Annotated in this window: 11 protein-coding genes and 1 tRNA gene; 5 read left to right on the forward strand and 7 right to left on the reverse strand. The window is 38.1% G+C overall.

Annotated features, from left to right (window positions below):
* The first annotated feature begins 209 nt into the window (after window positions 1-209).
* On the forward strand, window positions 210-1,208 hold the full coding sequence (locus PR834_RS16485) for an acetyltransferase (protein ID WP_196725227.1): 999 nt from the start codon (window positions 210-212) through the stop codon (window positions 1,206-1,208).
* Between the two features lie 198 nt (window positions 1,209-1,406).
* Here PR834_RS16485 and PR834_RS16490 read toward each other — a convergent pair.
* Window positions 1,407-1,482 (reverse strand) — tRNA-Lys (locus tag PR834_RS16490).
* Between the two features lie 255 nt (window positions 1,483-1,737).
* Here PR834_RS16490 and cycA point away from each other — a divergent pair.
* Entirely contained in the window at window positions 1,738-3,135 is a 1,398-nt protein-coding gene (gene cycA / locus PR834_RS16495; RefSeq protein WP_272536790.1) for a D-serine/D-alanine/glycine transporter, read from the forward strand.
* A 78-nt stretch (window positions 3,136-3,213) separates the two neighbouring features.
* Here cycA and putP read toward each other — a convergent pair whose 3' ends face one another.
* Window positions 3,214-4,698, reverse strand: a complete 1,485-nt coding sequence (putP, locus tag PR834_RS16500) for a sodium/proline symporter PutP (RefSeq protein ID WP_004255751.1) — start codon at window positions 4,696-4,698, stop codon at window positions 3,214-3,216.
* A gap of 499 nt (window positions 4,699-5,197) precedes the next feature.
* Between putP and putA the strand changes: the two genes are divergently transcribed.
* Window positions 5,198-9,181, forward strand: a complete 3,984-nt coding sequence (gene putA, locus PR834_RS16505; RefSeq protein WP_094961157.1) for a trifunctional transcriptional regulator/proline dehydrogenase/L-glutamate gamma-semialdehyde dehydrogenase — start codon at window positions 5,198-5,200, stop codon at window positions 9,179-9,181.
* Window positions 9,182-9,401: 220 nt separating this feature from the next.
* On the opposite strand, the gene fliZ is transcribed toward putA, so the two are convergent.
* The gene (gene fliZ, locus PR834_RS16510; RefSeq protein WP_004255757.1) at window positions 9,402-9,920 is read right to left on the reverse strand and encodes a flagella biosynthesis regulatory protein FliZ; all 519 of its coding nucleotides are present in this window, start codon (window positions 9,918-9,920) and stop codon (window positions 9,402-9,404) included.
* 1,047 nt (window positions 9,921-10,967) lie between these two features.
* Between fliZ and PR834_RS16515 the strand changes: the two genes are divergently transcribed.
* Window positions 10,968-11,279 carry a DUF5339 domain-containing protein gene (locus tag PR834_RS16515; RefSeq protein ID WP_004255760.1) on the forward strand — a complete coding sequence of 104 codons (312 nt, stop codon included), beginning with the start codon at window positions 10,968-10,970 and terminating at the stop codon, window positions 11,277-11,279.
* A gap of 159 nt (window positions 11,280-11,438) precedes the next feature.
* On the opposite strand, the gene mgtA is transcribed toward PR834_RS16515, so the two are convergent.
* The 4 genes from mgtA to cspE all read right to left on the reverse strand — a co-directional run bounded on the left by mgtA (window position 11,439) and on the right by cspE (window position 15,889).
* On the reverse strand, window positions 11,439-14,141 hold the full coding sequence (mgtA, locus tag PR834_RS16520; RefSeq protein ID WP_110591504.1) for a magnesium-translocating P-type ATPase: 2,703 nt from the start codon (window positions 14,139-14,141) through the stop codon (window positions 11,439-11,441).
* Between the two features lie 149 nt (window positions 14,142-14,290).
* Entirely contained in the window at window positions 14,291-14,989 is a 699-nt protein-coding gene (locus tag PR834_RS16525) for an MgtC family protein (RefSeq protein WP_004255789.1), read from the reverse strand.
* 393 nt (window positions 14,990-15,382) lie between these two features.
* Complete coding sequence (gene dsrB, locus PR834_RS16530; RefSeq protein WP_004255792.1) at window positions 15,383-15,574, reverse strand: protein DsrB; 192 nt, start codon at window positions 15,572-15,574, stop codon at window positions 15,383-15,385.
* A gap of 102 nt (window positions 15,575-15,676) precedes the next feature.
* Window positions 15,677-15,889 carry a transcription antiterminator/RNA stability regulator CspE gene (gene cspE, locus PR834_RS16535; protein ID WP_004909801.1) on the reverse strand — a complete coding sequence of 71 codons (213 nt, stop codon included), beginning with the start codon at window positions 15,887-15,889 and terminating at the stop codon, window positions 15,677-15,679.
* A gap of 479 nt (window positions 15,890-16,368) precedes the next feature.
* On the opposite strand from cspE, the gene PR834_RS16540 reads away from it, so the two are divergent.
* Entirely contained in the window at window positions 16,369-16,872 is a 504-nt protein-coding gene (locus tag PR834_RS16540; protein WP_004265669.1) for a YlaC family protein, read from the forward strand.
* Window positions 16,873-17,002 lie beyond the last annotated feature (130 nt).

A 17,002-nucleotide genomic window follows, 5' to 3' on the forward strand; every position in this document is an offset into this window, starting at 1 on the left:
TCTAGCCATTAAATGATACAAAATTGTGCAATAAACTTATATTCAATTCCTAAATCATGTTCCCTCTTACAATAAGAATAAAATATTAACGGAAAAAGACTAATCAATATTAGACTTATTATCTCTCATTTCGTAATTACTAAAATAATTTCTTTTAAATTATAACCCCAATAAGGTACAATAAATCAATTTTTATATAGGGCATATATATGAAAAAAGAAAATCACTTAATCTTGAATATAAAAAACGTTGGCCAACCATATTGGCCAACGCTAAAATTAATATTAAGTTCATTAATTGTTTTTAATTTTTATTTAAATTTAGTTGATAAAAGCAAATATTCGTTGCTTATTACTGTTTTTGACTTAACATTAATTCCTATGTTTGTATTTATAGTCGCATTTATAACAAAAAATACAACATGGAAAGAGTTAAAATCTCACCTTCTTCCTGCCCTTATAATTTATTTTACGTTTCAAACAATCGACATGGTTCCACTTTACTTCACCGGTGAGTTAACTTTAAAAAAATACTTGTTTTCTCCTCAGTACGGGGTTTGGTTCTTTTTAGCAACACCTATATGGCAAGCTGTTTTTTTATTATTACCAGAGAGCTTTAAATCAAACAAATTTAACCTATCTGCAATCTTAATCACATCACTAATAATATCCTTTATAACAAAGACTTACCTAATGCCGATTTCTAGCTTTTTTTCAATTATTTTATATTTCCCATTTTTTGTCATTGCTTATTTTATTCATAATCAAAATATATTTTCGTTAAGGAAAAAGCCTATTATCACTATTTTTTGTATAGCATTTTTAGCGATTACCTTTCTTAATTATCGAAACGATTTTTATGAGATAATTTTCGGTGCAATCAAGACTAATTTAATTCTCAACTCATTCATTATCTATATTTTCGATTTTGTAATAAGCCTAATACTAGGTTCGATTATTATTTACTTTGCTTTATCAACTCAAAAATATGCAAAAATATCAAATAATGCTTTAGGTGTTTATTTAATCCATCCAATTATTTGTTTTGTAATATTACAAATATTAAGTTTTTTAGATATAGAACTAAATTTATTATTAATAATAGCATTTACTTTATCTACAATTACAATTGCACTTTTACTAGCATCAAACTCAATTATTCATTGGTTTATTGAACCAGTATTGAGATTTAATAAATTGAAAGAATAGCTTTATGAAGGATATGATAGCATAGCCTCTAAATATCAAATATATTATTGATATAAACAATGAGAACGGATGTAATGTATCAAACTTAATAACCGAACACGCCAAACAAATTGATACTGTTTTCAATGGCTGCGTCCCAAATACGTCCCATACAGTCAGTATAGGTTCCGCAGCATGCTCATAACTCATTGAAAACACTGGTGGGTTGTGTGGGGATCGAACCCACGACCGAGTGATTAAGAGTCACCTACTCTGCCAACTGAGCTAACAACCCGATACAAAATATTTAACGCCTAACAATTGCTACAGTCAATATGATTCTGCTATTTTTATTACCTAAGTTAATTTTAAGTTGCGAATGTAAAATTTAAGAAAACTAATGCTTGAATAAACATCACTTCGCTCCTAACAAGATAACTTTTCCTTACTCTAATTGAGATTTGTGTCACAATATTTCACGCAAACATAACCACAAAATTAAAAAAAAGACTGTGGCTAATTATCACAAACCACTACGGACATCTTTAGTATGGAAGAAAATGCGAATTCACTATCAACACAACCCAATGCTGATCGTAATCAGCTAAAACGCAGCCTTAGTAACCGCCATATACAACTTATTGCGATTGGTGGAGCAATTGGAACAGGCTTATTTATGGGGTCTGGCAAAACCATTTCACTCGCAGGCCCATCGATTATCTTTGTGTATATGATAATTGGTTTTGTGCTATTTTTTGTGATGCGCGCAATGGGTGAACTGCTACTTTCTAATCTGAACTACAAATCATTCAGTGATTTTTCTGCTGACCTTATCGGTCCATGGGCAGGTTTTTTTGTCGGTTGGACGTACTGGTTCTGCTGGGTTATCACCGGTATTGCCGATATCATTGCCATTACATCCTATGTGAGCTTTTGGGTACCTGATTTTCCTGAATGGGTAACCTCATTTATTTGCGTGGTCACCTTATTAACGCTTAACCTAGTTTCTGTCAGGCTTTTCGGTGAGCTCGAATTTTGGTTCGCCATGATAAAAATTGTTGCCATTGTGGCTCTCATTGCAGTAGGTGGCACATTAATTGCCATGAATTTCCAATCCCCTACGGGTCACACGGCATCTTTAAGTAACATTTGGAATGATGGCGGAATGTTCCCTATGGGGATCAGTGGTTTCTTTGCTGGCTTTCAAATTGCTATTTTTGCGTTTGTGGGAATTGAATTGGTGGGTACGGCAGCAGCAGAAACACGCGATCCAGAAAAATCTTTGCCAAAAGCTATCAACGCGATCCCTATCCGGATTATTGCATTTTATGTCTTATCTTTAATTGTCATTATGGCTGTTACACCTTGGCGAACCATATTGGCCGATAAAAGCCCATTTGTAGAGATGTTTGTCTTGATAAGCCTACCCGCAGCGGCAAGCATTGTTAACTTTGTGGTGCTAACTTCCGCAGCCTCTTCCGCAAATAGTGGTGTATTTTCCACCAGTCGAATGCTTTTTGGGCTTTCAAAAGAAGGGGATGCGCCAAAGCAGTTCAGCCAATTATCGAAAAAAGCCGTGCCGGCTACTGGGCTAATTTTTACTTGTATCTGCCTCAGCTTTGGTATTGTTCTGATCTATTTTATTCCTGATATTATGCATGCATTTACGCTAGTCACCACCGTGTCTGCTATTCTCTTTATGTTTATTTGGAGCATGATTTTATATAGCTATTTAAATTTCCGTAAAAAACGCCCTGAAATGCACAAAACATCTCATTACAAAATGCCTGCTGGAATTGTGATGTCATGGTTAAGCCTCGCTTTTTTCGCTTTTATGGTCGTGCTATTGGCATTCCAGCACGATACAAGACAAGCCTTAATTGCCACACCAGTTTGGTTTATTTTACTATTCATTGGTTACCAGTTCGCTAAGCGCAGAAAGAACTAATAATGATGAATAATAAATAGCAAAAAGGCCGAATAACAGTATCGTTACTCGGCCTTTTTCGTTTATAAACTTGCTCGATTAGCTTGCTTTATATTCTGCCTCAGCCTCATCAAAACGAGCTTGAGCTGCTGCACTTGGTGCTTTAGTCATTAAACTCACAACAACAATAGCGATTGTTGCTAATAAGAAACCTGGGATGATTTCATACAAATCAAACCATTTGTATTTTATCCAAACTAATACTGTCACAGCACCGACTATCATTCCTGCAAGTGCACCTGTACGCGTCATTCGTTTCCACATTACAGAAATTAAAACAACAGGGCCAAATGCAGCGCCAAAGCCCGCCCATGCATTACTCACTAAAGCCAAAACTTTATTATTTGGGTCACGAGCAATGTAAATGGCAATTGCAGCGACTAATAACACCATAAAACGCCCTACCCAAACTAACTCTTTTTGGCTGGCACTTTTACGGATAAAAGGCTTATATAAGTCTTCCGTTAGCGCACTCGCACAAACTAGTAATTGGCAACTTAGTGTACTCATTACCGCTGCTAATATAGCTGATAATAAAATACCGGCGATCCATGGGTTAAACAAAATTCCCGTTAGTTCCATGAAGATACGCTCATTATTTTGCATTACCGAACCCGCTAAAGCCGGGTTATTTTCAAAATAAGCGATACCAAAGAAACCAACCGCAATCGTTCCGCCTAAACATAACACCATCCATGTCATACTAATACGTCGAGCAGAACGAATAGTACGAGCAGAGTCCGCCGCCATAAAACGCGCTAAGATATGGGGTTGACCAAAATAGCCTAATCCCCAACCTAATAATGACAGAATTGCGATGATATTCATGTCTTTAAACATATCAAGATATTCAGGATTCTTAGCTTTGATCACTTCAATAGAGGTATCTATTCCCCCTAAAGAAAGGATTACAACAATAGGTGTAAGAATCAATGCGAAGATCATTAATGAAGCTTGAACAGTATCGGTCCAACTTACGGCTAAAAAGCCACCTAAAAAAGTGTAAGCAATAGTCGCTAATGCCCCTAACCACATCGCTTTCTCATAACTCATATTAAATGTGCTTTCAAATAACAAACCACCAGCGACCACACCTGATGCACAATAAATCGTAAAGAAAACTAAAATCACAACAGCAGAAATAATACGTAAAATCTTACTGTTATCTTCAAAACGGCTAGTAAAGTAGTCTGGCAATGTTAACGCATTATTATTTTTTTCTGTTTGGACACGTAAACGCCCAGCAACAAATAACCAGTTAAGATACGCACCGAGACTCAAACCGATAGCAATCCAACTTTCAGAAATCCCGGCCAAGAAAATCGCACCTGGCAACCCCATGAGTAACCAACCGCTCATATCTGAAGCACCAGCAGACAATGCAGTTACAACACTGCCTAAACTTCTTCCACCCAGAATATAATCGTCAAAGTTTTTCGTTGAGCGATAGGCCATATAGCCAATTAATAACATGCCAGTAATGTATACGACGAACATAATGATCATCGGAGTGCTTACAGTCATCCTGTTTTCTCCATTGAGTAGCTTTAAAATTGTTAGTTATCTTTATAAGTTTCCGTTGATAACTTGTAACTTCATAGTGTTGCACTTTATTGCACATATTTAATTTATCTGTGCGAACACCAAATAGGTTGTGATTGTTTGTGTTGCACTAACTTAATATCTTAGCTGCCCCATCCTAGACAGAGTCGTATTAAATTAACAAGAAATTAACTATTTTTTATTGCATAAATAGAATCCATATCACAAATGTTAAAATTTAAACTTAAATTCACAATCGAATGTTTAACTATTCCACCTAAAACAAAATAAATATAACTACATGTAAAATATAATAAATAAATCAAAAATGATTTACTTGAAAATATTAAAACTTAAAAAACCCGATATGTTTCACATTTTCTTCAGAAATCACGCTTAACAATGTTGCACAAAGTTGCAACATTAAGATAATGTGGTGTAACTTTTTGATTAAAATGACTCGTGACCTAGAGGAATTAAGATGAGTAGCACAACAACTATGGGTGTGAGACTTGATGAAGCAACTCGTGAACGCATTAAAAATGCCGCTCAGCGTCTTGACCGCACATCACACTGGCTTATCAAACAAGCTATTTATAATTACCTAGAACAACTCGATAATGGCCAAGCCTTTCCAGAGCTCGCACCGGGTATCGATGTAAAAGAAAATCAAACTTCTGATGAAGACACCACCGTTGAATCTAACTATCAACCATTCTTAGATTTCGCAGAGCACATTTTACCACAATCTGTAAAACGCTCTGCAATTACTTCTGCTTACCGAATTCCTGAAACACAAGCCGTGCCAATGTTGTTACAACAAGCACAGCTCCCTACAGAACAAGCTGAAGCTGCTCATAAATTAGCTTATTCAATCGCTGAAAAACTGCGTAATCAAAAAAATGGTATCGGCCGGTCAGGTTTGGTTCAAGGCTTACTTCAAGAGTTTTCACTTTCATCTCAGGAAGGTGTCGCATTAATGTGTCTCGCAGAGGCCTTATTACGTATTCCGGATAAAGCAACTCGTGATGCTCTTATTCGTGACAAGATCAGCAATGGAAACTGGCAATCACACCTCGGCCAAAGTAGCTCAATGTTTGTTAATGCTGCAACTTGGGGTCTGCTATTTACGGGGAAATTAGTTTCTACGCATAATGAAGCTAAACTCTCAACCTCACTTAATCGCATCATTAGTAAAAGTGGTGAACCACTGGTGCGTAAAGGTGTTGATATGGCGATGCGCCTTATGGGAGAGCAATTTGTTACTGGCGAAACTATCTCCCAAGCACTCGCTAACGCGCGAAAGCTCGAAGATAAAGGCTTCCGCTATTCCTACGACATGCTGGGCGAAGCCGCATTAACGGAAAAAGATGCACAAGATTACATGGTGTCTTACCAACAAGCTATCCACGCGATTGGTAAAGCATCAAATGGCCGCGGCATTTATGAAGGCCCTGGTATTTCAATTAAGCTATCTGCATTACATCCACGTTATAGTCGCGCACAATACTCTCGCGTGATGGAAGAACTTTATCCACGCCTATTATCCCTCGTATTACAAGCGCACCAATACGATGTAGGGATTAATATTGACGCAGAAGAAGCCGACCGCTTAGAAATCTCTTTAGATTTACTAGAAAAACTCTGTTTTGAGCCACAACTCGCGGGTTGGAATGGGATTGGCTTTGTAATTCAGGCCTATCAAAAACGCTGCCCATTTGTGATTGACTCAATCATAAATTTAGCTGAACGCAGCCAACGTCGCTTAATGATCCGCCTAGTAAAAGGTGCTTATTGGGACAGTGAAATCAAGCGCGCACAAATGGATGGGCTAGAAGGTTATCCTGTTTATACGCGTAAGGTGTATACTGACGTTTCTTATATTGCCTGTGCACGAAAACTGTTGTCGGTTCCCAATTTAATTTACCCGCAGTTTGCAACACATAATGCACATACTCTCTCTGCTATCTACCAAATTGCAGGTAAAAACTACTACCCTGGTCAATACGAATTCCAATGCCTACATGGAATGGGTGAGCCACTTTATGAACAAGTGGTTGGTAAGGTTGCTGATGGCAAACTAAACCGCCCTTGCCGTATTTATGCACCAGTCGGTACTCACGAGACGCTACTTGCCTACTTGGTGCGTCGATTGTTAGAAAATGGCGCAAATACTTCATTTGTAAACCGTATCGCTGATGCCACTATTCCTCTAGATGAATTAGTTGCCGACCCAGTTAAAGATGTTTTAGAACTGTCTAAAACTGAAGGGCAAATAGGCTTACCGCATCCAAAGATTCCGTTACCACGTGATTTATATGGGCAAGAGCGTGTGAATTCGATGGGGCTTGACCTATCAAACGAGCATCGACTGGCTTCGCTATCAAGTGCCCTACTGAGTGCGGCTATGCAGCAAAAAATGGCAGAACCACTGTTAGGGGGCGACTTCCAAGCTTCGCAAGCATTGCCCGATGCAACACCAATTATTAACCCTGCCTGCCACAAAGATATTGTCGGCCACGTTCGTGAAACAACAGAACAAGAAGCTGAACATGCATTAAATACCGCTAACGATGCGGGTACTATCTGGTTCGCAACACCTCCTTCTGAACGAGCGGCCATCTTATTACGAGCCGCTGACCTCATGGAGCAACAGTTACAGCCACTGTTAGATATTTTAGTGCGTGAAGCAGGTAAAACTTACAACAATGCGATTGCGGAAGTTAGGGAAGCGGTAGATTTTCTTAATTACTATGCAACCCAAGTCAAGAATGATTTTGATAACAACACACACCGTCCTTTAGGGCCTGTGGTCTGTATTAGTCCGTGGAACTTCCCGTTAGCAATATTTTCAGGCCAAATTGCTGCGGCTCTCGCAGCAGGTAACACCGTACTCGCGAAACCAGCTGAACAAACACCATTAATCGGCGCTATCGCGGTATCTATTTTGCATCAAGCGGGTATTCCTCGCGATGTACTGCAATTTTTACCGGGTAAAGGTGAAACCATTGGCGCTCAACTCGTTGGTGATACTCGTGTTCGCGGGGTCATGTTTACAGGGTCAACAGAAGTCGCAGGGTTACTTCAACGTAATATTGCAGGGCGCTTAGATGCACAAGGACGGCCTACTCCGCTGATTGCAGAAACCGGCGGATTAAATGCAATGATAGTTGATTCTTCTGCACTCACAGAACAGGTTGTCACTGATGTCGTCGCATCTGCTTTTGATAGCGCGGGCCAACGTTGTTCGGCACTGCGCATTTTATGTATCCAAGAGGATGTCGCAGATAGAACGATTCGTATGTTAAAAGGCGCAATGGAAGAGTGCCGTATGGGGAACCCTGAGCATTTATCAACCGATATAGGCCCTGTGATTGACCATGAAGCAAAAGAGAATATCGATCAACATATTCAAAAAATGCGCAGCAAAGGGAAATCGGTCTTCCAAGCAGCATTTGAGAACCATGATGATCAGCAAGAGCAACAGGAAGGAACCTATGTTAAGCCAACATTAATAGAACTTGATGATGTTAGTGAGCTGAAAAAAGAGATCTTTGGTCCTGTTCTGCACGTTGTACGTTTTAAACGAGATGAGTTAGAAGCACTTGTTGAACAAATTAATGCAGCCGGTTATGGACTGACACTTGGTGTTCACACTCGTATCGATGAAACTATCAACCAAGTTGTTTCAAAAGCTAAAGTTGGCAATCTGTACGTAAACCGCAATATGGTTGGTGCCGTTGTTGGGGTGCAACCTTTTGGTGGTGAAGGTTTATCTGGAACTGGGCCTAAAGCAGGTGGGCCATTATACCTTTACCGTTTATTAAGCGAACGTCCAGATAACGCAGTTTCAAATACCTTAGAGCGACAAGATAGCCATTTACCCATGGATGCCAGTGCTAAAACTGTTTTACTTGAACCATTTGAAGCACTTACACAATGGTCTGAAAAACAAAACTCGGTTATTTCGCCTTCCGTGATTGAGCTATTTACACGCCATAGTCAAACAGGAACCACCCGTGTATTACCGGGCCCAACAGGAGAAAGAAATACCTATACCTTGCGCCCGCGTGGTTTGATTTTATGCCTTAGCGATAATGAACAAGATTGCTTAACCCAGCTAACAGCTGTACTTTCTGCGGGTTGTCAGGTGTTATGGCCAGATAGTGAGCTCCATCAGAAGCTGTTTAAGTCACTACCTGAAAAAGTGAGAAAAACCATATCGATAACCAAAAACTGGATAGAATCGAAAGAGCCAATCGAAGGGGTTATTTATCATGGTGACAGCGATCAGTTAAAAGAAGTTTGCGCGGTGGTTGCACAACGTAAAGGGCCAATTATTTCAGTTCAAGGCTTTGAACGTGGTGAAACTAACTTGCTGACTGAACGCCTACTTCATGAACGCTCATTGAGTGTCAATACCGCTGCAGCAGGTGGTAATGCTAGCTTAATGACGATTGGGTAATAAGTAAAAGGCCTGGCTTCGTTATCTACGAAGGCCAGGCCATACATGATTACATATTTATTTAAAAATACACTTATCTCATAAGAATAACTGTCGTGCTTCCTATCAGATAAGTGCTATCCCAAAGAGCTGTCAGCTAAAAACATAAAAGGTGCCCACGGGGACACCATTACTTAAAAACAACAAAGAAAATAGCAACGCTTATTTTCAATATGTTATTCTAATTATTGCATTTTTCTGATTCCCAGAATAAATATTGTTCATATTTACGTAATGCAATATTGTAATTACTAAATGCAGAATCTGTCATTTTTTCACTCAACTCTTCTTGAACTTTACTCGCAGTAAATTCTTTCATAGAAAAATTAGAGGAAGATAACAATTCATCTAAACGGCGTAAGCGAACAACATATTCACGAACCGTACTGTGGCTCATCTCAGTCTGTAAGAATAAATACTGTTTAAATGACATAATATCAAAATAATCAGTATTACTATTGCAATAAATTTCACTACAAAAACGACAAAGTGCAGTAAATTTATCTTGCAGCTCCCCCCAAGTGCCTTCATCAACCAATTCAGTCATGTCAGCGATAGCTTCTTTATTTAAGATGTCATCGTTGAAAACTAAAGAGATGCGATCAAGGGTTTTGTGACAGTGTGCACAATGAGTTTGGCTGTGTTTAAAATCTTTGATGTAACGACTCAGAGGCCGTTTCTTTACAATAGAAGCAGACATAATGGTAAAGCCCTGTGTGTAAGTCTAAATATAAAATTGTAACCAGATAAGTCAGGCTACATACATTGTATGCCCATAGCATTAATATAATATCTGCTATGTTGCATTGCGATATGGTGAACCCATATCATATATCCTTACTTTACCTTTAGAGAACTCATCATTCTAAAAATGTACAGTAAGAAAAGTTATCGCCCTTTGTTAAAAACATTCTAACCCGTCTCTCGCTCTTTGGCGAATTTCTACGGTGAGTCAATTTTGGTATGAATTTGAGTTAGCGTCAACAAAATTAACTTAATTGTCGTTAACCCTGTACACTTATCATTAACCATAAGTTAAGCGATATTTCTTCATTAGTTCGCTTAAAAACAAAGACTCTACCTGATAATTTCATCTTCGTACAAAGAAAATTTAATTTAAAAATCAAACTGGTACCTATACAAAGGTTTTATTCTTAAATTTGTGAACTAGCTCACCTTTCACATCTATAATTGCATCTTAAATGAACAGCCATTAATTCTATAAATATTTCATAGTGAAAACTTATCATTCGCCCGTAAACATTTTGTTACAAATAAACGATTTTTTAATATATTTAATCGCATATAAAAAAACGTTATAACGATATTAAAAAGGCTTATATAGGCATTTTTATAGGTAAATACACGTATGACGTATTATTCTATCTTGGTAGCTAAAACATAATTTTCGTCAAAAAATATATTTATTAAATTAACTAACCATTATCCCCTTACCCTAATAGCCCTCATACTTCTTTTATCTGCTTTCCATTTTTCTTCCACTTACCAATTACTCTAGACAAACATAGAATAGTTAAAGGAAATCTATAACATAATGATAAAAAACAACTTATTTATCTCCGTGAATTTATGTAACGGAAATGAGCTAAAACAAAATACGATAGCCCAATTAAATTGAAATTTAATTAATTAACCGATGTATTATTTTAGGATTTGTCACGTTTGATATTAAAAACATCTCTTATATACTCAATTCGCTATATAAATAATTTTAATAAGGTTGATTATGAAAAAGTTGATTTTAGCTTGTGGTATGGGTTTATTGGCACTGACAATCACTGCTTGTTCAGAAGAAGAGAAAAAAGGTGAAGTTGCTGGCGCAACTGAAACTTGTAACGCTTACTTCGCTGAAGTTGATAGCTTAATTGCTAAAGCTTCAGAAAACCCGCAAGCAAAAGCTCAGTTAGACGCAATGAAAGGTCAGCTGGAAGAGGGTAAAAAACAGGTTGCTGCACTACCTAAAGACCAGCAAGATAAAGCTTGCCAACAGGGTATTGATGCAATGAAACAGATGAAAACTGCTTTAGGCCTGCAATAAGCCCTATTCTTTTTATTCTGTAATCAAAAAGAGCCATTATTATTATGGCTCTTTTTATTTTATGAATATTAATGGGTTACAATGAATATCAAATAACCCATACGATATAGCTACCCAAAGGTGCAAGACTCCTTTAGCCTCACACCTTTTAACATTATTTTATAACCACGTTCCAAAACGTTTAATATAAAATTGCTTCATTAGTTGAGCTACAACACAATAACTGACTAATGTGAGAGCGAGCCATGGGAAATATTCTATTGGTAACGGTTGTAACCCTATCATTTCACCAAATGAAGAAAATGGAATATATAAACCAAGAGCCATAATTAACCCTGTTGTTAACATAACAGGTAATGCGGCAGTGCTTTGTATAAACGGTATTTTTTGTGTTCTTAACATATGAACAACTAACGTCTGTGAAAGTAAACCTTCAACAAACCAACCTGATTGGAACAGCGCTTCATGAGCGACACTATTCGCTTGGAATACATACCACATTAACGCAAAAGTTGTGATATCAAAGATAGATGAGGTTGGTCCAATCCAAATCATAAAGCGGCCAATATTTTTCGCATCCCATTTGCGAGGACGTTTTAAAAACTCTTTATCCATTTTATCCCAGGGTAATGCAAGCTGGGAAATATCATACAGTAAGTTTTGAACGAGCAAATGAATGGCTAGCATCGGTAAGAAGGGAATAAATGCACTGGCAATTAATACAGAAAATACGTTACCAAAGTTAGAGCTCGCGGTCATATTTAAGTATTTAATAATATTACCAAAAGTTTCACGCCCTTTAATTACCCCCTGCTCTAATACCATTAAGTCTTTTTCAAGTAGGATAATATCCGCAGATTCCTTAGCAATATCCGTCCCTGTGTCAACTGAAATTCCTACATCAGCATCACGTAATGCGGGCGCATCGTTGATCCCATCACCGAGAAAACCAACGGTATGTCCATTTGCTTGTAACCGCTTTAAAATACGGGATTTTTGCAATGGTGTTAATTTACAAAAAACTGAAACTTGCTCAACTTTCTGGCTTAACTCTTCGTCTGTCAGTTCTTCAACTTCTAAACCCGTCATGATTTCGCTGATGTTTAAGCCAACATCATGACAGATTTTTTCGGTAATAATGGCATTATCACCCGTCAACACCTTAACCGTAACGCCATTTTCACGTAGTGCTGCAATGGCTGAAATTGCGCTTTCTTTTGCTGGGTCAAGAAAAGTTAAAATGCCTTGTAGCTCTAACTGATACTCGGCTTGAGCAGAAAGCGGTAAGCTGGCTTCTGCATCATTCAAACGACGAGTTGCAAGTAACAATACACGAAATCCTTGTCTGTTGTAATCACTCACTAGCTCAGTAATTTTTACCCTTGCTTGGTCGTCAAGTAAATGCAGCTCACCATCTTGTTGGTAACTTTGGCAGACAGCTAACATTTCCTCCGCAGCACCTTTACAAATAAGTAGAGCTTCGCCTTTCGGTGTTCGTACTGTCACTGACAATTTGCGTCGAATAAAATCAAAGGGTAACTCATCAATTTTTTGGAATGCTTTTAGCTGCTCAACTTCACTGTTCCCTCTACCACGACGAATAATTGCCTGATCCATCATATTTTTAGCCCCACTTTGGTGGAAGCTGTTTAGCCAAGCTAGTTGCAAAATTTTACTATTTTTTTGCCCATTGCTGTCCAAATAATGTTCTAAAATAATACGATCTTGCGTCAATGTTCCCGTTTTATCCGTACACAGCACATCCATTGCGCCAAAGTTTTGGATAGCATTTAACCTTTTAACAATCACCTTGTGCTTTGACATGGCAATTGCACCTTTGGCTAAATTCGAGCTAACAATCATCGGTAACATTTCCGGTGTTAAACCCACGGCAACCGCCAGTGAAAATAGTGTTGCTTCGAACCAATCTCCTTTTGTAAACCCATTGATAAGTAAGACGATTGGTACCATGACTAACATAAAGCGAATCAATAACCAGCTTACGCTATTCACACCACGATCAAACGAAGTTTGCGCACGACTCCCCACAATAGATTTGGCCAGCGAGCCTAGATAGGTTTTCCCACCCGTTGCCACCACAATTCCACGCGCCGTCCCGCTGGTAACATTGGTTCCCATTAAACAAATATTTGAAATTTCTAACAGTTCATTTTCAGTTGGCGATACGGGATCTAAATTTTTGGCTGAAACGTCACCTAATGTGTCGTATTTTTCTACAGGTATTGATTCCCCTGTTAGAATGGCTTGGCTGATAAACAAGTCCCTTGATTCGACTAGCTTTAAATCAGCAGGAACCATATCTCCAGCGGATAGCAACACAATATCCCCAGGTACTAAGCATTTGATCGGTACCTCTTTTCTAACAGAACGCCCCGTTTTATTATCACGACGAAATACAGTAGCCGTCGTACGAACTAAAGATTTCAATGCTTCCGCAGCCTTATTGGTACGATACTCTTGCCAAAAACGTAAAAAACCACTCAATAAAACCATTGTGACAATAATAATCACGCCGGTTAAATCTGTTTCTTCGCCTTGGCGTTCAGGAATAACATAATCCGTAAAAAAGCTAACAACAGCTAATACAATCAGTACGAATATAAATGGATTTTTAAAAGAAGTGAGTAGTTGCTTCCATGCTGGAGGGGCTTTTTCATGAGCAACTTCATTTTCACCTTCAGTCACAAGACGGTCCATCGCCTCATTCTCTGATAAGCCTAATAGATTTGTTTGATATTCATTGAGCACTTGCTCAATATTTTTACTCGCTTGTTCGCCAACAATAAATTTTTGGCGTGCAGCGGCTTTGACGCTTTTGCGCGGTTGTCTTATTTCAGTCATAACGTTGTCTCGAATACAACACTCGTGATTTTAACGCTATCCAACTGAAATAAAATTAGTTTATTATCAGTTAGATAGCTCCAATTTGCTACTCCATGACGGAGGGTGGTCGTCCATTTCAGCTCCTATAGTGAGTTAATTTAAAGTCATCAGGCCGGTAGCTCTGATGCCACTTTCCAATTGATAGCACTAACACTTTGCTCAAGGCTTATTCTGCATACCAATGCTTCAATTTCTTTTTGCTCGGCAGGTGTCGCAAGAAATTCAGCACACACTTCTAGCTGCTCAGGCTTTAGTGTGTCTGCACTACTTAACGATTGCAGCCGAATATGCAGTCCATTAATTGCTTGTAAAATAAGAGTTCTTACTAAAATTTCATCCGTTTGATGGCACATCACGCGAATTTTATAACGTTGCTCTACATCAAGTGCTTGCTGTTGTGGTTGTTTATTAATTCGTGAAGCCGCTTCTCTTAATAAAATATTGGCGCATAAAATTAATAACGTTGCCATCAAGGCCAAAGAATACTGGCCTAATCCACATAAAACACCGATCCCCGCGGAACACCAAAGCGTTGCCGCAGTATTTAGGCCTCGGATGTTCATGCCTTCACGCATAATCACTCCCGCACCGAGAAAACCAATTCCTGACACCACTTGGGCAGCAATACGACCAGGACTATCAGGTGATGTTGTTACAGAACTTAAAATAAATACCGCCGCTCCGGTTGCAACCAGTGCATTAGTTCTCAAGCCCGCCATTCGTTGACGCCACTGGCGCTCAGCACCAATTAATGCACCAAAACACATAGCAGACAGCAAATTTAAAATATCAGGGGAAAAAAGCATGATAATCCCTCCAAAAATAACTTGGATAATGATTTATATGCTTAATAAAAAGCATATAGCCATATTTTGAGTAAAATAATTACTCAAAAACCATTAGCTATTGCCTGGAGGAAATAAAGAATAAATATAGACCAACATAATACACACTCAATACAGCTATAATACGCTATCTAATGAAATACAATTATAAGGGAGTAGTATGATGAGGAAACATCAGACACCGCCCGCCGTTGTGGCAAGCAGTGAAAAGAAAAGACGATTACTGGCTTGCCATTAAATTAAGTTTTTATTCCAACTCTGACTGTCCAAGTAATAATCTCCTAAGTAAAAGATGGAAGGAGTATAAGTGGGGAAAATTATTAAGTAAAGGACAAAGTGCCCATTAAATTGAACTTATCTTTCAATTGGCGTAACAAAAATCCCTTCATCGCCTTCTTTTTCATTAAAGAACCAAATACCTTCAGGGTAATCAGGTAATGCAATTAAATACATTACCCCTTCATTGAAGGGTTCAATAAGTAAAATAGTTCCTTCTCGACGCTCTTCTCCGTCTGTTTTTACATAAACACGGTCATTAATATTCATAACATTCTTTTCCAACAAAATATATTAACCATAAATGTAGCGCATACGAAAAAGCCCGTCATTAAAAATGACGGGCTTTAGAAAATCAGTTAAGCAATTAGCTTAGATAGCAGTTACGTTAGCAGCTGCTGGGCCTTTTGCACCGTTTTCAATGGTGAATTCAACTTGCTGACCTTCAGCCAGAGTTTTGAAACCATTGCCCTGAATGGCAGAGAAGTGGACGAAAACGTCTTTGCTACCATCAGCTGGAGTGATGAAACCGAAGCCTTTAGACTCGTTGAACCACTTAACTTGACCTTTCATTTTGTCGGACATTTGACTTTTCCTATATAACATCAAAAAAACTTGCCTTTTGGCATATACGGGCCAGAGTCAACTATTTAATCAGGGAAACACCAAGATGAAGCGTCACGGTCAAAGGCTATCTGTGATAACTTTCTTCTTTAGAACACACTAACTCAGTAATCATACATCAAATAGGACTGCTAAACAGGCCGACACTCATTAACTCATGACTTAAAGATAATAGCAACTATTTTATACGAGCAAACCTCAAAAATATGCTGTTTTTTCGATTGCGTCACTTTTATCGGCTATAACGTTAACAAAAACGCTGCATTTAGTTGATAGTTTAAAGAAAACTTTAATTTAAAAAGCCAACAACCTAATAAATGTCAGTAAGAATTATCCGATACGATGACAATCTGTGTAAATATTTTTTTTAACTGATATATAACAATCTCGACGGCTCGTGATACCCTCCTAGTATAGATATCTGACAGAGAGTTATACACATGGATATTATCAAACAAATACTCGTCGAAGATTTGGATGCCATCAATAAACGTGAAAACCGTGATGGGAAACCTTATTTTAATAGCCAATTTCTCGCCAACCACCCTTATTTATGTATTGGTATGGTTGCGGCTTATGTCCCCCTAGCCATTATTCTTTGGTACGCCCCTTATTTTGGTCCTTATTGGGCTCTGGGTATCACCATTCTTTTTATTGTATTAGCAAGTGTACTACTTTTTGATATCAAACCTGTTTATCACTTTGAAGATATTGGCGTCTTAGATTTACGTGTCTGTTATAACGGGGAATGGTTTGTTACTGAACCAGTTTCTGATAATGCGATAAGCAAAATCATTGATTCACAAGATGTTAGCTCTGCTATAAAACAAGAAATATCGCGTTTAATTGCATTAAAAGGAATGATTTCCTTTTATGATATCTATCATGTCGCTTATCCTGAAGTTTCTACGCAATTACCTGGTACACTTGCAACTCAAAATTAATTCAATATCAATTAACTAGAGTAAAACTTCGTCATAATGTGCATTGAATGAGCAGTTGGATATTTTTTCTGTTTTTATGATTGACAGCCTGAGATGATATCGTTAATATGCGCCTCGTTCTCAGGAACAA

The sequence above is a fragment of the Providencia sp. PROV182 genome, from assembly GCF_028480325.1.
Lineage (GTDB): Bacteria > Pseudomonadota > Gammaproteobacteria > Enterobacterales > Enterobacteriaceae > Providencia > Providencia hangzhouensis.